General features: G+C 33.4%; 24 protein-coding genes and 1 riboswitch. Of the genes, 22 read left to right on the top strand and 2 right to left on the bottom strand.

The features are described 5' to 3' along the window. Positions 1 to 8 precede the first annotated feature (8 nt). Entirely contained in the window at positions 9 to 2,459 is a 2,451-nt protein-coding gene (locus CAAU_RS07825) for a sugar phosphate nucleotidyltransferase (protein ID WP_008908900.1), read from the bottom strand. 148 nt (positions 2,460 to 2,607) lie between these two features. Between CAAU_RS07825 and CAAU_RS07830 the strand changes: the two genes are divergently transcribed. Both CAAU_RS07830 and CAAU_RS07835 read left to right on the top strand, forming a co-directional pair. Continuing rightward, positions 2,608 to 3,189 carry a metallophosphoesterase gene (locus CAAU_RS07830; protein ID WP_008908901.1) on the top strand — a complete coding sequence of 194 codons (582 nt, stop codon included), beginning with the start codon at positions 2,608 to 2,610 and terminating at the stop codon, positions 3,187 to 3,189. Between the two features lie 13 nt (positions 3,190 to 3,202). After that, positions 3,203 to 4,213: a hypothetical protein gene (locus CAAU_RS07835; RefSeq protein WP_008908902.1), complete on the top strand. Its 1,011-nt coding sequence runs from the start codon at positions 3,203 to 3,205 to the stop codon at positions 4,211 to 4,213. Between the two features lie 33 nt (positions 4,214 to 4,246). On the opposite strand, the gene CAAU_RS07840 is transcribed toward CAAU_RS07835, so the two are convergent. Next, positions 4,247 to 4,414, bottom strand: a complete 168-nt coding sequence (locus tag CAAU_RS07840; RefSeq protein WP_008908903.1) for a zinc-ribbon domain-containing protein — start codon at positions 4,412 to 4,414, stop codon at positions 4,247 to 4,249. 217 nt (positions 4,415 to 4,631) lie between these two features. Here CAAU_RS07840 and CAAU_RS07845 point away from each other — a divergent pair, with 217 nt between their 5' ends. The 20 genes from CAAU_RS07845 to kamB all read left to right on the top strand — a co-directional run bounded on the left by CAAU_RS07845 (position 4,632) and on the right by kamB (position 20,225). After that, on the top strand, positions 4,632 to 5,255 hold the full coding sequence (locus CAAU_RS07845) for an NUDIX hydrolase (RefSeq protein ID WP_008908904.1): 624 nt from the start codon (positions 4,632 to 4,634) through the stop codon (positions 5,253 to 5,255). Continuing rightward, positions 5,255 to 5,608 (top strand): 6-carboxytetrahydropterin synthase QueD, encoded by a 354-nt coding sequence (queD, locus tag CAAU_RS07850; RefSeq protein ID WP_008908905.1) that lies wholly within the window; start codon positions 5,255 to 5,257, stop codon positions 5,606 to 5,608. Before CAAU_RS07845 ends, queD begins: the two co-directional genes overlap by 1 nt. A gap of 3 nt (positions 5,609 to 5,611) precedes the next feature. Continuing rightward, the gene (gene folE2, locus CAAU_RS07855) at positions 5,612 to 6,382 is read left to right on the top strand and encodes a GTP cyclohydrolase FolE2 (protein ID WP_008908906.1); all 771 of its coding nucleotides are present in this window, start codon (positions 5,612 to 5,614) and stop codon (positions 6,380 to 6,382) included. Continuing rightward, a complete protein-coding gene (folP, locus tag CAAU_RS07860) occupies positions 6,379 to 7,215 on the top strand; it encodes a dihydropteroate synthase (protein ID WP_008908907.1) in 837 nt (278 codons plus the stop codon). Before folE2 ends, folP begins: the two co-directional genes overlap by 4 nt. Further along, complete coding sequence (gene folK, locus CAAU_RS07865) at positions 7,212 to 7,670, top strand: 2-amino-4-hydroxy-6-hydroxymethyldihydropteridine diphosphokinase (protein WP_008908908.1); 459 nt, start codon at positions 7,212 to 7,214, stop codon at positions 7,668 to 7,670. The genes folP and folK overlap by 4 nt, the downstream gene beginning before the upstream one ends. A 4-nt stretch (positions 7,671 to 7,674) precedes the next feature. Next, positions 7,675 to 8,091 (top strand): secondary thiamine-phosphate synthase enzyme YjbQ, encoded by a 417-nt coding sequence (locus CAAU_RS07870; RefSeq protein WP_008908909.1) that lies wholly within the window; start codon positions 7,675 to 7,677, stop codon positions 8,089 to 8,091. A 101-nt stretch (positions 8,092 to 8,192) separates the two neighbouring features. After that, positions 8,193 to 8,972, top strand: coding sequence for a short-chain-enoyl-CoA hydratase (locus tag CAAU_RS07875; protein WP_008908910.1), 780 nt, complete (start codon positions 8,193 to 8,195; stop codon positions 8,970 to 8,972). A 7-nt stretch (positions 8,973 to 8,979) separates the two neighbouring features. Beyond that, a complete protein-coding gene (locus CAAU_RS07880; RefSeq protein ID WP_040306303.1) occupies positions 8,980 to 9,825 on the top strand; it encodes a 3-hydroxybutyryl-CoA dehydrogenase in 846 nt (281 codons plus the stop codon). A gap of 132 nt (positions 9,826 to 9,957) precedes the next feature. Beyond that, a complete protein-coding gene (locus CAAU_RS07885; RefSeq protein ID WP_040306252.1) occupies positions 9,958 to 10,167 on the top strand; it encodes a hypothetical protein in 210 nt (69 codons plus the stop codon). 782 nt (positions 10,168 to 10,949) lie between these two features. Next, complete coding sequence (locus CAAU_RS07890) at positions 10,950 to 11,150, top strand: hypothetical protein (RefSeq protein ID WP_008908913.1); 201 nt, start codon at positions 10,950 to 10,952, stop codon at positions 11,148 to 11,150. 70 nt (positions 11,151 to 11,220) lie between these two features. Next, positions 11,221 to 11,952, top strand: coding sequence for a hypothetical protein (locus tag CAAU_RS07895; protein WP_008908914.1), 732 nt, complete (start codon positions 11,221 to 11,223; stop codon positions 11,950 to 11,952). 74 nt (positions 11,953 to 12,026) lie between these two features. Beyond that, positions 12,027 to 12,242, top strand: coding sequence for a hypothetical protein (locus CAAU_RS07900; RefSeq protein ID WP_040306254.1), 216 nt, complete (start codon positions 12,027 to 12,029; stop codon positions 12,240 to 12,242). Positions 12,243 to 12,817: 575 nt separating this feature from the next. Then, positions 12,818 to 14,002 (top strand): acetyl-CoA C-acetyltransferase, encoded by a 1,185-nt coding sequence (locus CAAU_RS07905; RefSeq protein ID WP_008908915.1) that lies wholly within the window; start codon positions 12,818 to 12,820, stop codon positions 14,000 to 14,002. 73 nt (positions 14,003 to 14,075) lie between these two features. Further along, positions 14,076 to 14,253: riboswitch (Lysine riboswitch) on the top strand. Between the two features lie 89 nt (positions 14,254 to 14,342). Continuing rightward, complete coding sequence (kal, locus tag CAAU_RS07910) at positions 14,343 to 14,726, top strand: 3-aminobutyryl-CoA ammonia lyase (RefSeq protein WP_008908916.1); 384 nt, start codon at positions 14,343 to 14,345, stop codon at positions 14,724 to 14,726. A 10-nt stretch (positions 14,727 to 14,736) separates the two neighbouring features. After that, positions 14,737 to 15,558 (top strand): 3-keto-5-aminohexanoate cleavage enzyme, encoded by an 822-nt coding sequence (gene kce / locus CAAU_RS07915; protein ID WP_008908917.1) that lies wholly within the window; start codon positions 14,737 to 14,739, stop codon positions 15,556 to 15,558. A 4-nt stretch (positions 15,559 to 15,562) separates the two neighbouring features. After that, positions 15,563 to 16,228: an acetate CoA-transferase subunit alpha gene (atoD, locus tag CAAU_RS07920; protein WP_008908918.1), complete on the top strand. Its 666-nt coding sequence runs from the start codon at positions 15,563 to 15,565 to the stop codon at positions 16,226 to 16,228. Continuing rightward, positions 16,218 to 16,883, top strand: a complete 666-nt coding sequence (locus tag CAAU_RS07925; RefSeq protein ID WP_008908919.1) for a CoA transferase subunit B — start codon at positions 16,218 to 16,220, stop codon at positions 16,881 to 16,883. The genes atoD and CAAU_RS07925 overlap by 11 nt, the downstream gene beginning before the upstream one ends. 11 nt (positions 16,884 to 16,894) lie before the next feature. Then, a complete protein-coding gene (gene kdd / locus CAAU_RS07930; protein WP_008908920.1) occupies positions 16,895 to 17,935 on the top strand; it encodes an L-erythro-3,5-diaminohexanoate dehydrogenase in 1,041 nt (346 codons plus the stop codon). A gap of 15 nt (positions 17,936 to 17,950) precedes the next feature. After that, on the top strand, positions 17,951 to 19,207 hold the full coding sequence (kamA, locus tag CAAU_RS07935) for a lysine 2,3-aminomutase (protein ID WP_008908921.1): 1,257 nt from the start codon (positions 17,951 to 17,953) through the stop codon (positions 19,205 to 19,207). Next, positions 19,200 to 20,225 carry a lysine 5,6-aminomutase reactivase subunit KamB gene (gene kamB, locus CAAU_RS07940; RefSeq protein WP_008908922.1) on the top strand — a complete coding sequence of 342 codons (1,026 nt, stop codon included), beginning with the start codon at positions 19,200 to 19,202 and terminating at the stop codon, positions 20,223 to 20,225. The genes kamA and kamB overlap by 8 nt, the downstream gene beginning before the upstream one ends.

The raw sequence follows: 20,225 nt of genomic DNA on the forward strand, positions 1-20,225 counted from the left end.
CCCTTTCATCACGAGTTATTTAAAAGTCTCACTACTTTATCGAAAACGTCAGCGCTTATTTCATCGGCAAATTCTTCTGAATATCCTTCGCTATATATGCTGAATATTGGTTTTTCATTGTCAGGAACTATAATTGCCCATCCCTTTTCTGTATTTATTTTTAATCCCTCAAACAGCTCAATATCCTTATCTTTATTTTCCTCTATAAGCTGTCTTATAATTCTTCCTCTTTCAGAAATATCACAGAGTATTTCTCTATATTTTGTATAAAATTTTGGTATCTCATTTACAATCTCATGTGGAGCAACGTCAGAACCTACGATAAAGTCTATAAAAAGTGCTGATGCTGCTATTGCATCGAAGTTTAAGAAATATTGATAGAAGGAATTTTCGTCCTTTAAAATTTCATTTAATAGGCTAGATACGCTGGATTTTGTCCTTATTACATCTATTGAATAGTTCTTTGCAATTTCCTCAACTTGTTTGGTTATGGTATGAGGAACAATAAATTTATTGGATCTTCCGGATTTTGCTATTATAAGCTCTGTAAGGAGTAAATATTTTTCTCTGTCGACTACGCTCCCTTGATCATCGATTATTTTTAAGCTTTCTCCGTTGCCACTTATTATAAAACCCAAGAAATATCCTTCATTAACAACCTTTTTACATAAATTTTCTATTGCCTTATTATCCCAATCCTTATCCTTTAAGCTATAATCGATGTTTATTCGGCAACCTATTTCTGATAAAAGCTTTGATGCAATTGTAATTGTAAGGTCACTCTCAGAGGATATTAGTATCTTAGGATTTTTACTTTTAATCTTTTGAGTATGCTTTAGCATGGAGGAAATTGTATTTATATAAAAGGAGGAATAATTGTAAACCTTAATCACATCTTTAATTGAATCTGGGTTACATCTTTCAAAGTCTTGACGATGATAAAGATGCTCTAATTTTTTTTCTGTTGCCCTATCGATGTTTCCACCCTTTTCGTTGATAAACTCTATGTGGGCTTTACTGCTTAAACTGCTATCCATGTAAACATGGATTCCTCCGGATGCTGAATAGAATTTAACTGCATTTCTTGCTATTGGAAGGGTAATATCTTCAATATCAATTATTCTAACCCCTGAGGATAAAAGGCCAGATAAAATGGAATTTTTTATGGCCTTTGCAGAATTAGTGTTATCACATGACACTATAACGGGTTTATCCTTTTTTACTATGCTTGCATAAGCTGAACCTAGAAGGCTTGAAAATTCAGGAGTTATATCTATATTTATGTCACCTGAAATATCTCTGTTACCAAAGAGGGTTTTACTAACCTTTGTCCCCCAAACGAGATTATTGTTAACGATGGAGGATTCTTTTATTTTCTTAAAGGGCCAAATTTTTACACCTGGTTTTATTGTTGAAAAGGCTTCAACTATGGATTCTGAACCAACAACAGAATCTTCAAATAGATTTACGTTGCTTTTTATTATTACTTTGTTACAGATTATTGAAGACCTAATTTGTGTAGATGTCCCGATGGTTGAGTTATCCCAAATGATTGATTTTTTGATATTTACATTTTCTGAAATATCGCAATTATTTCCGATTATTGTAAAGGGTTCTAAAACAACCTTAGAATCGATAAAGCAATTTTTGCCTATGTATACAGGAGGTTTAATAATGACATCTTCTTTAATTACGCTTCCTTCTCCTACAAATATACCTTCTTTTAGCATTGGATTTTCTAAATCTATATTAACTTTACCGCTTAGAATATCAAAGTGAGTCTGTTTATATGAGTTTATATCTCCTATGTCATTCCAATATTCCTCTGTTATGTAACCAAACATTGGAACATTATCCTTCAAAAGTTTTGGAAAAAGATCTTTGCTGAAGTCAAAAACATCTCCTTTTTTATAATACTTAAAAACATCCCTTTCAAGTATGTATATTCCTGTATTGATAGTATCGCTAAAAACTTCACCCCAACTTGGTTTTTCTAGAAATCTTTGTATTCTGCCATCATTAGAGGTGATAACTATTCCATATTCGAGTGGATTGCTTTCCCGCTTTAATATAAGGGTTGCCATAGAATTTTTACTTTTGTGAAATTCTATTGCCTTTGAAAGGTCTATATCCGTTAATACATCACCGCTAATAATTAATATGGAATCATCTAAAAAGTCTCCTGTGTTAAGAACGCTTCCTCCTGTTCCTAATGGAGTTTCTTCAATAAAATACTCTATTGATACTCCAAACCTACTGCCATCACCTAAATAATCTATTATATGGTTTGATAGATAAAAGGTGGTTATAGCTATTTTATTAAAATTATGTTTTTTTAATAATTTGATTGTATATTCTATAACAGGTTTGTTAAGGACAGGAACCATGGGTTTAGGTATTCCACAGGTTAAAGGTCTTAGTCTGGTTCCTTCGCCACCTGCCATGATAACAGCCTTCATGATAAGCACTCCCTTTTTTAAAATTATGCCTATATAATATTTTTTAATAAAAATAGCATGTTTATACTTTATATGAGTTAAAAATTATGCTTTAATTTATTCAAAATTGTGATAACATTAAATTAAAATAAAAGTAGGGGATGAAGTAATGGAAAATCTTTATAAATCAATCTATCATATTTTCGGTGCGATATATGTTCCAAAGGACCTAAGACATAGTAATGCCCTTGTTCACATAAGCGATACGCCTTCTTTTATATATAAAGCCATAATAAAAATGATAAAAAAAATAAAACCAAGAGTGATAATTCATACTGGTGATATCGTTGATGATATAAAATTGGAAATTAGACCACAATTAATCGAAGTCTATAAAAAGGAGGCAAATAAATTTATTAATGAAATCTCAAAATATGCCGAATTAATTATTTTAGTTCCTGGTAATCACGATGATTTTACTAAACTAAGATTAAAGGACAACGTTAAGATATTAAACGAGGGAGATGTATTTATATTCGATGGAATAAAGCTTGGGCTCTCTCATAAATATGAAAATCTACCTTTAAATTGTGATTTTTATTTATATGGACATGATAAAAATTGTTTAAAGGATTATTATCTAAACGGTATTAAATATATTAATGTTATAAAGGATAAAAAAATATTTAAGTTATGTTATCCAATAGGAACTGATAATTATAGATTAAAAATAAGTAGAATGGGTAAATAGGAGGGGGATAAATTTGTTATCGATTATAAGAAGTGGACCTAAAATGATAGTTTTTGGCAGCAAGGATTATAAAGGGCTTGAAAGTTTTCTTATTACTAATTTGCAAGGGGAAAAGTTAGAATTAGATTCTGCTCTTGAACTTTCTGATGAAAATAGCACAATAGTTTTAATAACGCAACCTTATAAAAATATTGCCCATTACAATGATATTCTTTCAATAGTTTTGTTTGAGATGTCCTTTGATGAGTTTTTTACAAGGATGTTTAACCTTAAGGGATATAAATTTATAGAAGATTGCCACATAGCGCCAGGGATAGTTTTAATGAGAACTATGGGGGATGAGAAAAAAATTATCGAGTCTGTTAAGGATGAATATGGCGGTAAATTACTTCCACTTCATAAAAGCTTAGACGAAGGAACCTATAACGATTCCATAATTTGTTTTACATCTTTGCCACTTGATAAAAAGATTCATCTTTCGGATATAAATGAACAAACATTGCTTGTTAATGTTGATTTTCCAAGGTTAACAAGAAAACTTAGAATTCAGGCCCTTAGATTTTTAAATGAAGGATTAGTAGGGGTGGATTGGAAGGAAATTTATATAAGAATATATGATAGATATAGTGAATACAAATTACATTATGAAAGGTTATCAATAATTTTGGATAACATGGATTTAGGCATTATTTTAGGAGAAACTTGGGCTAAGGATTATCCAAGGTTTATGATGTCCGTTTTAGTTTATCAAATTAGGCTTTTTACTTTAAAAGATCCTAAGGAAATTAAAAAAGTGCTATTAGGTTTAGAATACCTTGAAAATGGAGAAAGAATCGTAGATTTTGATTTAATATATAAAAACAAAAAAATTGATTGGCCGGAGGTTTTAGATAAAGAAAATAGAGGACTAGATAGATGGCAATTAGGGTTAAAATTTAGAGATATGATATTTAAAGATCTGGATGAAGAAATGAAGAGTAGAATATTGAATTGTGAAAAAGAGATTATAAAAAGCAGGACATAAATAATAAAGGAGAGCTAAGCTCTCCTTATTTTCTTATCTTCTGAAGTTGTCTTGTCTTCTTTGTTGCTTCTTTACTTTTCTGCATTCTGGGCATCTTTTTGGTTCGTTTTCAAAGCCTTTTTCTCTGTAGAATGCTTGTTCCCCTTCAGTGAAGATAAATTCCTTTCCACAGTCTTTGCAAACTAGAGTTTTGTCTGACATTTTAACATACCTCCTAAAATTTAAGGGTTTTAGATTTAACATCTAAAGTAACATATCCTCTAAAACCCTAGGGGGTATGTTAACTTTATATGTTAAATCCTTCTTTACTTTAATCATTATAACACTCATTTAATTGCTAATCAATACTAATCTTGTAAAAAGTAAAAAAATAATTGTATAATATTAGATGAAGAAAATAATCATAGTGAGGGATAAGATGGAATTAGAAAAACTTAAAACAAGATTAAATAATATTGGAATCGTAGGGGAGGGCTTAGACCTTAAATCCTTTGCTGTTACTATTCCTTTAGTTGAAGAAAAAGGTCAATGGAAGATTCTTTTTCAAGTAAGGGGTAAAAATTTAAGCCAAGCTGGAGAGGTGTCCCTGCCGGGCGGAAGGATAGAAAAGGGAGAAAAAAGAAAAGATGCTGCTATAAGAGAAACCTGTGAGGAACTCTTAATAGACCCATCAAATATCGAATTGATAGGCCAAAGCGATATATTGGTAACTCAATACGGTAAAATAATATATCCTTTTGTAATAAAAATTCTAGACAAGAATAAGATAGGTTTTTCTAAAGATGAAGTGGAGGAGATATTTTACGTTCCTATTAAATTTTTTATAGAAAACGAACCTAAGGTTATGACTGTTAGAGTCAAGACTGAACCTTTAGAGGATTTCCCTTATAAATTAAATGTTCCTGCAAGTGAATATAATTGGCAGGAGGGAAGATTAAATGTTTATTTTTATAAATATCAAAACTATATTATTTGGGGCCTTACTGCTAAAATAATATATAATTTTATCCAAAAAATAAAAAACTTAGGGAGTGAATTTTAATGCTACTAATTAAAGAATTCGAATTTGATGCTGCCCATAATCTTATTCATTATCATGGCAAATGTGAAAGATTGCATGGCCATACCTATAAGCTTGTCATAAAGCTTGAAGGTGAACCAGATCACGAGGGAATGATATTTGATTTTGTGGAGCTTAAAAGGATTGTTAAGGAAAGAATAATAGATAAGTTTGATCATGCATATTTAAATGATATAATAAGTCAACCAACAGCTGAAAATATTGCAATTTTTGTATATAAAGAATTAAAGGATGTTTTGAAAAGAGATAATTGTAGATTGTATGAAGTTGAAGTTTGGGAGACAAAAACTAGCGGAGTTGCGTATAGGGGGTAAAGTATGAAGGACGTTCAAAGCGAAAAGGATTTTAGAAATGTTCCATTGAAGAAAGTAGGAATAAATAGCTTAAAATGGCCAATAGTAGTTAAAGAAAAGCATGGTGGGGTTCAACATACCATAGCTGATATGTCACTTTCAGTAGATTTGCCTTCTGATGTTCGAGGAACCCACATGAGTAGATTTGTTGAACTTGTCCATGAGCTTCAGGAGATAACACCAAAGGAAATAGAGAGGGCCCTTGACAGACTAAAAGAGAAATTACATGCAAAAACTGCTCATATTAAAATAGACTTTGATTATTTTATTAAAAAATCATCACCGGTATCGGGCATTATTTCCCCCAATGATATAAAATGCTCCTTTGATGCAGAAAAAGGAGAGGATTTTAAATTTATTATGGAGGTTTCGGTGCCGGTTGTTACGTTATGCCCTTGCTCGAAGGAGATAAGCGAATTTGGAGCACATAACCAAAGGGCTACAGTTAATATTAAGATTTATACTAAAAAGCTTATCTGGATTGAAGATTTAGTTGCAATAGCCGAAGAGAGTGCAAGCTGTCCTGTTTTTTCACTTTTAAAGCGTAAAGATGAAAAATACGTAACTGAAAGGGCATATCTAAACCCAAGGTTTGTCGAAGATGTGGTTAGAGAAGTTGCCCTGAGACTTGATGAAAACAAAGATATTCTTTGGTATAGGGTATATGTTGAAAGCATGGAAAGTATACACAATCACAATGCCTTTGCATGCACAGAGAAAGGGGAAATATTATGAATTATATTATCTTAAGGGATGGAAGGAAATTTTTGTTTGATACAACAAAAATAATGGGTATAATTAATGCAACTCCAGATTCCTTTTATTCAGGTTCTAGGGTTAATGATGTTGAGATAGCATTAGAAAAGGCTAAGAGGATGATTGATGAAGGTGCTGATTTATTAGATATTGGAGGAGAGTCAACACGACCAGGGTCTGATCCTGTAACGGAAGAGGAAGAAATAAGCAGAGTAGTTCCAGTTATAGAAGCCATAAGAAAGTATAATAAAGAGATATTGATTTCTGTTGATACATATAGGGCAAGGACAGCAGAATACGCTATAAAAGCTGGTGCTGATATCATAAATGACATAAGTGCAATGATATTTGATAATGACATGGTTAATGTAGTTAAAAAATATAGTGTTCCTGTAATTCTTATGCATATAAAAGGAACTCCTAAAAACATGCAGGATAATCCACATTATGATGATGTTGTAAAGGAAGTTTATGATTTCCTCAAGGAAAGAATTGAGTTTTCCATAGAAAATGGGATTTCAAAGGATAAAATAATCGTTGATCCTGGCATTGGTTTTGGAAAACTTTATGAACATAATATTGAACTTATAAAAAACATCGAAGTTTTTAAGCAATTAGGCTGTCCAGTTTTACTTGCCCATTCAAGAAAATCATCAATTGGGATAGCCTTAGGTAATCTTCCACCTGAAGAAAGGCTTGAAGGAACTATTGCAATATCATGCTATGCTGCACTTAAGGGTGTTGATTTAGTTAGGGTTCATGATGTAAAAGAAAACAAAAGGGCAATTAAGATGATTGAGGTGTTAAAATGAATATAGCATATATAGCCTTTGGGACGAACGTTGGGAATAGAGAAGAAAATATAAATGTAGCTCTTAAAATGATGGAGGATAGAGGGCTTAAAATAATAAAAACTTCTAAAATTTATGTTACTGAGCCCTATGGATATAAGGATCAACCTGAATTTCTAAATGGAGCAGTAGAGGTGGAAACTAATTTAAGTTGTAGAGAGCTTTTAAATGTGCTATTAAATATAGAAAAGGATATGGGGAGAGTTAGACACTTTAAGTGGGGGCCAAGGAATATAGACCTTGATATAATTTTTTATAACGATGAAGTCATTGACGAACCAGATCTTAAGGTCCCTCATCCAGATATGCACAATAGGGATTTTGTGTTAAAACCGCTTTGTGATTTAAACCCTAATTTTGTTCATCCTATTTTAAAAAAAACCGTCAAGACTCTTTTAGATGAACTCAAGGGGTGATAATATGAAAAGTTATAGAAAAGAGCTTTGGTTTGAGTTAAAAACAAGAAGGGGATTTGTAAATATAACACATGAATTAGAAAGGTGCGTAAAAGAAAGTGGGATAAAGGAAGGACTTTTATTGTGCAATGCGATGCACATAACAGCCAGCGTATTTATTAATGACGATGAAGCAGGACTGCACCAAGATTTTGAAAACTGGCTTGAAAAATTAGCCCCAGAAAAGCCCTATAGTCAATACCATCATAATGGTTTTGAGGATAATGCAGATGCCCATCTAAAAAGAACGATTATGGGAAGGGAAGTTGTGGTTGCAATAACAGATGGAAAACTTGACTTAGGCCCATGGGAACAGATATTCTATGGTGAATTTGATGGAAAGAGGAAGAAAAGGGTATTGGTTAAAATTATAGGAGAGTAGAGAAATCCCTATTGATTTTTAAATCAATAGGGGTATTTTTTTCTTTTTAGAATTTCAAAAATATTTTTAAAATGGTATAATGTTTTTTGGGGGGTGGTATTTTGGAAAATATTAAATTTGAAAAGGATGGTAATATTGGAATAATTACAATATCAAGGCCTAAGGCATTGAATGCATTGAATTTTAAAACGCTGGTAGAATTAAATGAAGTTTTAGACCAAGTTGAAAAAGATGAGGAAATTTATGTCCTTTTGATAAGAGGGGATGGAGAAAAGGCCTTTGTGGCAGGTGCGGATATTGCTGAAATGAAGGACATGAATCCAAAAGAGGCTAGAGAATTTAGTATAATAGGCAATAAAGTATTTAGAAGGATTGAAAATTTAAGAATTCCAACTATAGCAGTAATAAATGGTTATGCTTTAGGAGGAGGATGTGAACTTGCTTTATCTTGCGATATTAGAATAGCCTCCGAAAATGCAAAACTAGGTCAACCTGAAGTAGGACTTGGAATAACTCCAGGATTTGGAGGAACACAAAGACTATCGAGGGTTGTAGGATTAGCAAAGGCAAAGGAACTGATTTTTACTGGAGATATGATCGATGCTAATGAGGCATTTAAAATTGGCCTTGTAAACAGAGTAGTAAAAAAAGAAGAACTTATGGATGAGGCATTAAATATGGCTAAAAAAATAGCCAGCAATGCTCCTTTTGCAATTAGTGTTGCAAAGGCTTCAATTAATAGGGGGTATCAGGCGGATATAGATACAGCTCTTATGTATGAAGTTGAAGTTTTTGCCCAGTGTTTTGCCACAGAAGATCAAAAGGATGCAATGACAGCTTTTTTAGAAAAAAGAAAAATTGAAAAATTTAAAAATAGATAGGGGGATAATTATGAAGGTTTTTGTTGTTGGTGCAGGAACTATGGGTTCTGGTATAGTTCAAGCTTTTGCACAAAATGGAGTTGAAGTTTATTTAAACGATATAAAGGAAGAGTTTATTGAAAGAGGGTATAACAATATAGTTAAAAACATAACAAAATTAGTAGAAAAGGGAAAGATATCTGAAGAGGATAAAAACAATATATTAAATAGCATACATAAATCTATAAACATAGAAGATGCAAAGGATTGTGATCTTGTAATTGAAGCGATAATCGAAGATATGAAGGCAAAAAAGGAATTGTTTAAAAGGCTTGATGAAATTTGCAGCGAAAAAACTGTCCTTGCTTCAAACACTTCTTCACTATCAATAACTGAGATTGCAGCTGCAACAAATAGACCCGATAGAGTTATAGGAATGCATTTTTTCAACCCAGCACCTGTAATGAAGCTTATTGAAATTATAAGAGGTATTGCAACATCGGATGAAACCTTTGAAAAGATAAAAGAAATTTCATTAAAGATAGGAAAGGACCCTGTAGAAGTTAAAGAGGCACCAGGATTTGTAGTTAATAGAATATTAATACCGATGATAAATGAAGCAATAGGAATACTGGCAGAGGGAGTTGCAAGCAAAGAAGATATAGATAAAGCGATGAAATTAGGTGCAAACCATCCTATGGGACCACTTGAATTATCAGATTTTATCGGAAACGATATAGTTCTTGCAATTATGGAATATCTTTATGAAGAAACAAAGGATGCTAAGTATAGACCACATATCATGCTAAAGAAGATGGTTAGGGCAGGATATCTTGGAAGAAAAACTGGAAAAGGATTTTATGATTATAAATAGGAGGAGGAATACCCTCCTATTTTTTATGCAAACGGCATTTGCGACAGCTTAGCGGTGAAACCTTTGTGGGCCTAGTAGTGGGGATCACTAGCAAATAGCAAGGGTGCCATACTCGAACCGGATGTATTAAAAGTGGCAAGTAATGAGAGAAATATGGCCATTCATACATTGGAAGGTATATATTACATATTGCTAATAAAAAACTTTTTAATTGTAACCTATAATTATGATAATTTAGTAAGACTAAACAACAATATTATTTCAACAGGTTCAGCATCCTTTACAACAAACTACAGCTATGAAGTAGGTGCATACCTAAACTCAATAACAGATATGATTTAAGATTAAAATAATGAAGTATTCATAAATTTAGAATAAGGAAGCATATTAGATGATAATAAAATAATAGATATTTTTATAGTAACAAATAAACGAGTGCCATCAGAATTGAATTATCAAGATAACATTTTAACTCTTGAACTAGACAAAGAAATTATTAAATTCCATATAGAACGACTTAACAGATGTATATTAGAAGAATTTTTTACATCAGAAATTTGTGATGTATACTACAATAATATTGAATTGACTATATGGGGTATACTATGTGTCTGAGTTTTAAATTAAACACACTAAAATTTAAAAGATAAAAGTAGGCTTTGAAAAAAATATTTTTTGGTTGGCCCCGTGAAGGATTTCCCTGGCATTCGCTCATTCGCTAAGCATTCTAAGCTTTTCTTTGTTTTCAAAAGTCTTACCATCGTGAGCCTATCTCCATGTCGACCACTCGGCTCTGCACGTCCGTGTGCAGAATTACGGACTTTTGAAAAGTCGAAAAACAAGAATTGCTAGAGCTCATGAGAGATACCTTATTGAAATCCATTCACGGGGCCATTGCAAAGTCTTCAACAAATAAGGGGTTTGTCTACAATCTGAAAAAATAGTGAAAATTTAACTTTAAGTTAAATTTTCACTATTTTTTTCAAAGCATGTTCAAAGTTAAAGATTTAAAAAGAAAAAATTAAATAAATACAATTTTTACAAAAATTCTATTAACAATTAAATTATATAAAATTTGATAATTATTGTAAATATTGGTTCAATAATATTAAGGGGTAGGGAATATGCAAAGGATCAAGAGATATATTCTTTTATTGTTAATCATTATTTCCATCGCAGCCAATATTTCAATGATTGCTAATATCAACACCAATAAAAATTATATAATAAGTGAAGAAGAACCTAAATTCCTATCAATTGACGAAATAAACCTTGTAAATTTAAACTTCTATGAAAAATTTGATAAGGGAGGCGATACTGTATAAAAATAGATGATTTTCTAAATAAGACTCATGATTATAAAGTTATAAGATCTTTAAAAGGGGGTAAAAAACTATGAAAAAAATAATATCATTTTTGTTGTCTTTGACATTACTCCTATCGACAACAATTGCATTTGCAGCAACAGGTGCAAATAAGGTATCAGATCAAGGAGTAAATAAAAGTAAGTTAAAAATAAAGGACATTTATGTAACGGTTCCATATGATATTTCTGAAGTAAAAATAGAAAGAATGCAAAAGGATGGTTATGAAAGAGTTGAAATAAGAGACAAGAAGACGGGAGAATTAATAGAAGCATTTGGAGAAAAGGTTGTTCCTCTCATTAATAGCAGTAATAGTAAAGATAGTAAAAGCCAATTTTTAAGCCAATATACAGTAAACTTAATTCAATCTACAAGTGGTGATTATTCAATACATTATGTATACAAAGAAAGAAAAGATGGACCAGCAGTTACAAGATTGTATACAATTTTAACAGTATATAGTTATGGCTCATTTAGGCAAATTGAATCAGTAAATGATACGTATTGGACTGCAGAAAGTGGCGGAACTTGGGAATTAGTGAATCCACATGCTACCACTATTTCTACATCAGGAAGTTTCCCAACAATTGAGATTGAAACATTCGGAACGGCTACTATTGAAGTAAGAACGACTTTAAGTGCAGGGGGAGAATACTCAATAAGTTATCTACAATCAATTGGATTTAGTATAAGTTATCAAATAGGAAGTACTTATTATTTAAGAAAAAGTATTTCAATAGGGTATACTTATAGTGTATATTAAAACTATCTAGGAAAAGTGAGAAACAACAATTCTATCCTTATTAAATAAAATATAAAAGAAAGGAGGATTAAATAATGACGGATTATTTAAGTGCATTACGGGGGATTGGTAATGGGATTAGTAATGGATTAGATAATATTGGAAGAACGTTATTTCATTTGCAAGGGCACTTTACTTACTTAGGTAATTTAATAAAAATAACAAACATTTTACTCCTATTTATAGTTGTCATTTTAGGTATAAATGCATACATTAACTGGAAGAGATATAAAAACGATATTCACAAATAAAGATCTCAACATTATACAGCGGTTTCAAACAGTCAAAAGTCCCACTTTACAAGAATCAAATGTGGGACTTTTGACTTTGGCTTTATGTAAATAGTTTGGGATTGGCAAATTATCTAGATGTCCATCTTTGCTAATTTTTAAGAAGTTTTTATGTAATTAAGATTAAGTAAAGCAAAATTAATAAAAATGGACATGTCAAAAATGCCAATGAAAGGTTGGCTTTTGTAAAAACTCAGCGTATTGTTTGGTTTTGCGTGAGGCTATTAAAAATTAAAGAGGAAAGGCAGTTTGTAGGGATACAAGGAAATGGATTTAACATTTTAGTAATTACTTGAAAGATTAGCTTCAATCTTTTCATATTTTAAAAAAGAAACTTTTTGCAGTGAATCTCTTTTAGAGATTATATTTTGTCAAGATTCTGTGTTGAATAAAAAATTATTCAGTTTATACTGGATTGCTAAAAAAATAACTATTATTGAAGATTTTATAAAAAGAATATATCATAAAATTGTGTAACATTTTAAATATTTTGAATAAAATTAATATAGCAAATAATTTAAAAAGAGGGGGATAAAATGAGAAAGGTAGCGATAGCAAGTGCAAAAAGAACTCCAATAGGATCCTTTATGGGTTCGTTATCAAGCTTTAGTGCTGTAGAACTTGGAACTAAAGTTATTGAGGCGATTTTAAAGGAAAATCCTCAGGTGAAAGAAAAAATAGATATGGTTTATATGGGTAATGTTCTACAGGCAGGTAATGGTCAAAATCCTGCAAGGCAAGCAGCTCTAAAGGCAGGCATTCCAATCGAAGTTCCAGCAACAACAGTAAATACGGTTTGCGGTTCAGGACTTCATTCGGTAATAATGGCATATACATCTATTATTGCAGGACAGGAAGATATCAGTATTGCAGGCGGAATGGAGAGCATGTCAAATGCCCCCTTTCTAGTTAAGGGAATTAGAAATGGTATTAAGATGGGCAACACTGAACTTATCGATGTTATGATTCATGATGGATTAACATGTCCTTTTAATTTATATCACATGGGAATAACAGCAGAAAATCTTGCTGAGAAATACAATATTTCAAGGGAAGAACAAGATAGTTTTGCTTATAATAGCCAAATGAAGGCATCAAAGGCAAGAAAAGAAGGTAAATTCCAAGATGAAATAATTCCGGTAACTATTAAAACTAAAAAGGAAGAAATAATTTTTAAAGATGACGAATATATTAGAGAAGATACAAGTTTAGAAAAGCTTGCTAAATTAAAGCCAGCATTTAAGGCTAATGGAACAGTAACTGCTGGAAACGCATCAGGCATCAATGATGGTGCAGCAGCAGTTTTAGTGGCATCAGAAGAAAAATGCAATGAATTAGGGTTAAAGCCACTTGTATACATAAAGGGATTTGGACTTGCAGGAGTAGAGCCAAGTATAATGGGAATAGGTCCAGTTTTTGCTATCAAGAAGATGCTTTCGAAGCTAAATATATCGCTCGATGAAATTGATTTATTTGAACTTAACGAAGCCTTTGCATCACAATCTTTAGCTGTATTAAAGGAATTAGGAGTTGATCCTGAAAAGGTTAATGTAAATGGTGGTGCAATTGCCTTAGGTCATCCTATCGGAGCAAGTGGAACTAGGATATTGGTAACGTTGATTCATGAGCTATTAAGGCAAAATAAGCGTTATGGCATTGCATCCCTTTGCATAGGTTCGGGAATGGGCGTTGCAATATTAGTAGAAAATGCAAATCTTTAAAAAATTCAAAAAATATATTAACAAAAATTTTAACTGATGCTATAATTATATTAGAACTAAATATGCATATTTTGGCATAAATAGAGGTGCGGGTAAAAGGGTAGCTTAAGGGTGTTAAGGGAAGGAACTCCCGATATCTTAAGCAAAGGGTTTACTCGCCGAAAGGGTGTGTTGGTTCCTCAGCATATCCTTGGGGGTAGGGTGTAAGCTCTATCACTGTCATGGCTGTGCCATGAAGCGCTATTTATGCAGTGGGCTAGTCTCATTGCATAAATAGCGCTTTTATTTTTAGATAAAAATGTCGAAAAATTTTAAATTATCAAAAACAGGGGGGATGATTTTGAAGGCGTTAATTAGAGTAAGAATGAGTCTTCATGATGCACATTATGGAGGAAATTTAGTGGATGGAGCAAGGATACTAAACTTATTTGGAGATGTGGCAACAGAGCTTTTAATAAGGCATGATGGGGATGAAGGGTTATTTAGAGCTTACGATTCAGTAGAATTTTTAGCACCGGTGTATGCAGGAGATTATATAGAAGCTGAGGGAGAAATAGTTGAAGTAGGAAATACTTCAAGGAAGATGAAGTTTGTTGCAAGAAAGGTAATTCAGTCAAGGCCGGATATAAATGATTCAGCGGCAGAAGTTTTAGAGGAGCCTATAATAGTTTGTAGAGCAAGTGGAACTTGTGTGGTTCCAAAGGACAAGCAAAGATTTAAATAGGGGGGAGCTTATGGAAAAACTTATTATTACTGCAGCAATATGCGGTGCAGAGGTTACTAAAAAGCACAATCCCAATGTTCCATATACTGTAGAGGAAATTGCAAGGGAAGCTGAGGCAGCATATAAAGCAGGAGCAAGCATTATACATCTTCATGTAAGAAATGATGATGGAACACCAACTCAGGATAAGGAAAGGTTTAGAGTTTGCATGGAGGCAATAAGGGAGCGCTGCAAAGATGTCATAATTCAACCTTCAACAGGTGGAGCTGTTGGAATGACAAATGAAGAAAGACTTCAGCCAATATATTTAAAACCAGAGATGGCAACATTAGACTGTGGAACGCTGAATTTTGGTGGAGATGATATTTTTGTAAACACCGAAAACACGATTATATATTTTGCTAAAAGGATGAAGGAGCTAGGAATAAAGCCAGAGCTTGAGGTATTCGACAAGGGTATGATAGATATGGCGTTAAGATTACATAAGAAAGGTTTCATAGAAGGCCCCCTTCATTTTAATTTTGTTATGGGCGTTAATGGTGGAATATCAGGGGAGCCAAGGGATCTTTTGTTTATGGCTGAAAGCATTCCAAAGGATGCTACTTGGACAGTTACTGGAATAGGAAGGTATGAAATGCCGCTTGCTACTATGGCTATTATTATGGGTGGACATGTAAGAGTCGGTTTTGAAGATAATGTTTATATTTCAAAAGGAGTTCTTGCAAAATCAAATGGAGAACTTGTTGAAAAGGTTGTTAGGATTGCAAAGGAATTAGGAAGGGAAATAGCAACGCCTGATGAGGCAAGAAAGATTTTGGGTATAAAGGGGTGATGATATGAATAAGGTTGTGGATATTGAAAAAATAAAACCTTTTTTTAAAGATGGAATGACGCTTATGATAGGCGGATTCTTAGCGTGCGGAACACCTGAGAAACTAATCGATATGTTGTTGGAATTAAATGTTAAGGATTTAACAATTATTGCAAATGATACCTCCTTTCCAGACAGGGGACTAGGAAGGTTAGTTGTAAACGGACAAGTTAAAAAGGTCATTGTTTCTCACATCGGAACTAATCCAGAAACAGGTAGACTCATGAACGAAGGAAAATTAGAGGTTGAGCTTTGTCCTCAGGGAACTTTAATCGAAAGAATAAGAGCAGGCGGAAGCGGACTTGGGGGAGTTCTAACTCCAACAGGCGTTGGAACTATAGTTGAAGAGGGAAAGCAAAAACTGACTATAAATGGAAAGGAATATCTTCTTGAACTTCCTTTGAGAGCTGACGTTGCCCTTATAAAGGGTAGCATAGTTGATGAGTTTGGAAATACATTCTACAAGGGAACAACAAGGAATTTTAATCCAATAATTGCTTTTGCAGCTGATACTGTTATAGTTGAGGCAGAGGAGATTGTAAAGGTTGGTGAATTAAGACCTGAGGATGCTATGACGCCTGGTGTTTTAGTTGATTACATTATAAAGGGGGGCGAAGGATTTGATTCCTAATCAAGAATTAGCAAAGGAAATAATTGCAAAGAGAATTGCGAAGGAATTAAAGGATGGTCAGCTTGTAAATTTAGGGATTGGACTTCCAACCTTAGTGGCAAATTATGTTCCTGAAGGAGTTCATATAATCTTCCAATCAGAAAATGGGATGGTTGGAATGGGACCAGCACCAGAGAAGGGAAAAGAGGATAAAAATATAACAAATGCAGGTGGAATGCCGGTTACTATAATGCCCTTTGGTGCCTTTTTCGATAGTGCAACATCCTTTGCGCTTATTAGGGGAGGCCATGTCGACATTACTGTTCTTGGTGCCCTTGAGGTTGACCAGGAAGGAAACTTAGCAAACTGGATAATTCCAGGTAAGATGGTTCCAGGAATGGGCGGTGCGATGGATCTTGTTGTTGGAGCAAGAAAGGTAATTGTTGCTATGCAGCATACAAGCAAAGGACAGCCAAAGATTTTGAAAAAATGTAGACTTCCATTAACTGCAAAGGCAGAAGTTAATATGATCGTTACAGAACTTTGCGTTTTAGAAGTTACCGACAAAGGTTTAGTATTAAGGGAAATTTATAAGGATACAACCATAGATGAAGTAAAATCATTAACTGAAGCTGATCTTATTATCCCAGAAGATATAAAAATAATGGACATTTAGGAGGTTTTGTTATGAAAAGGGGATGCAAATACGGAACACATAGAGTTTTAGAACCACAGGGGGTTTTACCACAACCTGCAGTTAAAATTTCAAACGATATGGAGATATACGACAATGAAATTTTGATCGATGTTATTGCTCTTAATATAGACTCAGCAAGCTTTACCCAGATTGAAGAAGAACAGGGCAAAGATGTAGAAAAGATAAAAAAGAGAATTTTAGAAATCGTTAACGAAAGAGGAAAAATGCAAAACCCTGTAACAGGATCCGGCGGAATGCTTATCGGAATAGTTGAAAAAATAGGAAGTGCATTAATCGGCAAAACAGATCTAAAGATAGGAGATAAGATTGCAACATTAGTTTCACTGTCCTTAACACCCCTTAGAATCGATGAAATAATAGATGTTAAGCCGGAAATAGATAGAGTTGAAATAAAGGGTAAGGCAATATTGTTTGAAAGCGGAATATATGCAAAGCTTCCTGAGGATATGGACGAAACTTTAGCATTAGCTGCCCTCGATGTTGCAGGAGCTCCAGCTCAAACTGCAAAGCTTGTAAAACCAGGGCAAAGCGTCCTTATTTTAGGTGCAGCAGGAAAGTCAGGGATGCTCTGCTGCTATGAAGCTATGAAGAGGGTAGGACCAACAGGGAGAGTTATAGGGCTTGTTAGAAGCGAAAAGGATAAAGAAAGATTAGAAAGCTTAGGATTATGCCATAGAATAATTGTTGCAGATGCGCAAAAGCCTGTTGAAGTTCTTAATAAAACCTTAGAAGCAAATGACGGTAAGGAAGTGGATATATCAATAAATTGTGTTAACGTGTCAAATACAGAAATGTCTTCAATTCTTCCTGTAAAGGACGAAGGAATTGTTTACTTCTTCTCAATGGCAACAAGCTTTACAAAGGCTGCATTAGGAGCAGAGGGTGTAGGAAAGGATGTAACCATGATTATTGGAAATGGATACACAAAGGGTCATGCTGAAATCACTTTACAAGAGCTAAGAGAAAATGAAAAGTTAAGAAGGGTTTTTGAAGAAATGTATGCAAAATAATTTGGGGGGATTTTAATGAAGGTTAATAGAAGATGGGAGCTTTTTAAGGATATTCCAGATGAGCTTTGGAATGACTGGAAATGGCAGCTAAGAAACAGAATCGAAACATTAGAGGATCTAAAAAAATATATTCCGCTTACAGAAGAAGAGGAAAAGGGAGTTGCTACCTGCCTTGGGACGCTTAGGATGGCAATTACACCATATTATCTTTCCTTAATCGATCCTAATGACCCACATGATCCTATAAGAAAACAAGCTATTCCAACAGAAAATGAGCTTCATAAAGCAAGTGAGGATTTACTTGATCCTTTGCATGAAGATACAGACTCACCTGTTCCAGGTCTTACCCACAGATATCCTGATAGAGTGTTGCTTTTAGTTACAGACCAATGTTCTATGTATTGTAGACACTGCACCAGAAGAAGGTTTGCAGGACAACAGGATATGCCTATGCCTATGGATAGAATAGAAAAAGCTATCGAATATATTAAAAATACACCAGTTATAAGAGACGTTTTAATATCAGGTGGGGATCCTTTAACTTTATCCGACGATAGGCTTGAATATATAATTAAAAAATTAAGAGAAATACCACATGTTGAAATTATTAGAATTGGTTCAAGAACCCCAGTTGTTATGCCACAGAGAATAACTAAGGAATTAGTTGATATGCTTAAAAAATATCATCCTATTTGGTTAAATACCCATTTTAATCATCCAAATGAAGTTACTGAAGAATCAAAAAGAGCAATTGCAATGCTTGCTGATGCAGGAATACCTCTTGGAAATCAATCAGTGCTTTTAAGGGGAATCAATGACTGCGTTCATGTTATGAAAAAGCTTGTTCATGAACTTGTCAAGATGAGGGTAAGACCATACTATATTTACCAATGTGACCTTTCAATGGGATTACAGCACTTTAGAACCCCTGTTGCTAAGGGAATTGAGATTATAGAAGGATTAAGAGGTCATACATCGGGTTATGCAGTTCCAACATTTGTTGTTGATGCACCTGGTGGTGGAGGTAAGATCCCTGTAATGCCAAATTATATAGTTTCAATGAATCATAACAAGGTAATTTTAAGAAATTTTGAAGGGGTTATTACAACCTATACAGAACCAGATGAATATACACCAAGTTGCAACTGTGAAGTTTGTAGTGGTGAAAGGGAAGCAAAATTAATAGGGATTGCAGGATTATTACAAGGAAATCAATTGTCATTAGAGCCTGAAGGACTTGAAAGAAAACAAAGAGGTCATAAGCATGAGTAATGTTTTGAAGCTTATAAAACCCTATAGAACAATATCCATAATTGGGATGGAAAAGAATGTTGGAAAAACAACGGTTCTAAATCATATTTTAAACAAGGCCAGGGGGAGTTATCCCCTTGGTCTTACATCAATAGGAAGAGACGGAGAGGATATAGATAGGGTTACAAATACAGAAAAGCCAAGAATTTATATCGAAAAGGGGACGATTTTTGCAACATGTAAGGAATTTTTCTTAAAATCTGATGTTACTAAAGAAGTTTTAGAAACCACAGGAATCAATACGCCCCTTGGGGAAATTATAATTGGAAGGGCCTTAAGCGATGGATATATTGAAATTGCAGGGCCTTCGGTGAATTCTGCGATTAGATGGACAAGTGAAAGGATGCTACACTATGGTGCTGGAAAGGTTTTAATAGATGGCGCTTTAAGTAGAAAAACGATGGCATCGCCAAGCATAACACAGGCCACAATTTTATCAACTGGAGCAGCACTATCAAGGGATATTAACAAGGTTATAGACAAAACTGAGCTTACCTTAAAGCTTTTATCAATAAAAAAAGAGGAAGATGATAAAGTTTTAAATAGTGCCTTTAAAATATTAGAAAATTTCAAGATAGGCGTTATATATAATGATTATTCATTTAAAAGCATAAATGTTTTAACTTCTTTGGAAGCTTCAAAGGATATAGTTGAAAACCTAATGGATGATGTAACCCATGTAGTTATAAAAGGAGTAGTAACAGATAAAATTTTAGAGGACATAATAAAATCAACTGATAGATATAAGGGAAAAACTTTTTTGGTAGAAGATGGGACTAAGTTGTTTTTAAATAGGGAAATATTAGATGTGTTTATTAAAAGTGGGGGAGAAATAAGGGCTTTAATGCCGATAAATGTTATATGTATAACAATTAATCCTAAATCGCCCTATGGCTATGAATTTGATGCTAAAAGGTTTCAAGAAAAAATGAAGGAGAAAATAAATATCCCTGTCTTTAACGTATTAGGAGATGAATAG

It is taken from the genome of Caloramator australicus RC3 (assembly GCF_000297115.1).
GTDB lineage: Bacteria > Bacillota > Clostridia > Clostridiales > Caloramatoraceae > Caloramator > Caloramator australicus.

Coding starts and splice junctions, on each gene's coding strand:
- CAAU_RS07890 (WP_008908913.1), top strand. CDS start 10,950: ATGCAAAGGATCAAGAGATATATTCTTTTATTGTTAATCATTATTTCC.
- kdd (WP_008908920.1), top strand. CDS start 16,895: ATGAAAAGGGGATGCAAATACGGAACACATAGAGTTTTAGAACCACAG.
- atoD (WP_008908918.1), top strand. CDS start 15,563: ATGAATAAGGTTGTGGATATTGAAAAAATAAAACCTTTTTTTAAAGAT.
- CAAU_RS07905 (WP_008908915.1), top strand. CDS start 12,818: ATGAGAAAGGTAGCGATAGCAAGTGCAAAAAGAACTCCAATAGGATCC.
- kamB (WP_008908922.1), top strand. CDS start 19,200: ATGAGTAATGTTTTGAAGCTTATAAAACCCTATAGAACAATATCCATA.
- CAAU_RS07830 (WP_008908901.1), top strand. CDS start 2,608: ATGGAAAATCTTTATAAATCAATCTATCATATTTTCGGTGCGATATAT.
- kce (WP_008908917.1), top strand. CDS start 14,737: ATGGAAAAACTTATTATTACTGCAGCAATATGCGGTGCAGAGGTTACT.
- CAAU_RS07895 (WP_008908914.1), top strand. CDS start 11,221: ATGAAAAAAATAATATCATTTTTGTTGTCTTTGACATTACTCCTATCG.
- folP (WP_008908907.1), top strand. CDS start 6,379: ATGAATTATATTATCTTAAGGGATGGAAGGAAATTTTTGTTTGATACA.
- CAAU_RS07870 (WP_008908909.1), top strand. CDS start 7,675: ATGAAAAGTTATAGAAAAGAGCTTTGGTTTGAGTTAAAAACAAGAAGG.
- CAAU_RS07825 (WP_008908900.1), bottom strand. CDS start 2,459: ATGAAGGCTGTTATCATGGCAGGTGGCGAAGGAACCAGACTAAGACCT.
- folK (WP_008908908.1), top strand. CDS start 7,212: ATGAATATAGCATATATAGCCTTTGGGACGAACGTTGGGAATAGAGAA.
- CAAU_RS07840 (WP_008908903.1), bottom strand. CDS start 4,414: ATGTCAGACAAAACTCTAGTTTGCAAAGACTGTGGAAAGGAATTTATC.
- kamA (WP_008908921.1), top strand. CDS start 17,951: ATGAAGGTTAATAGAAGATGGGAGCTTTTTAAGGATATTCCAGATGAG.
- queD (WP_008908905.1), top strand. CDS start 5,255: ATGCTACTAATTAAAGAATTCGAATTTGATGCTGCCCATAATCTTATT.
- CAAU_RS07845 (WP_008908904.1), top strand. CDS start 4,632: ATGGAATTAGAAAAACTTAAAACAAGATTAAATAATATTGGAATCGTA.
- CAAU_RS07900 (WP_040306254.1), top strand. CDS start 12,027: ATGACGGATTATTTAAGTGCATTACGGGGGATTGGTAATGGGATTAGT.
- folE2 (WP_008908906.1), top strand. CDS start 5,612: ATGAAGGACGTTCAAAGCGAAAAGGATTTTAGAAATGTTCCATTGAAG.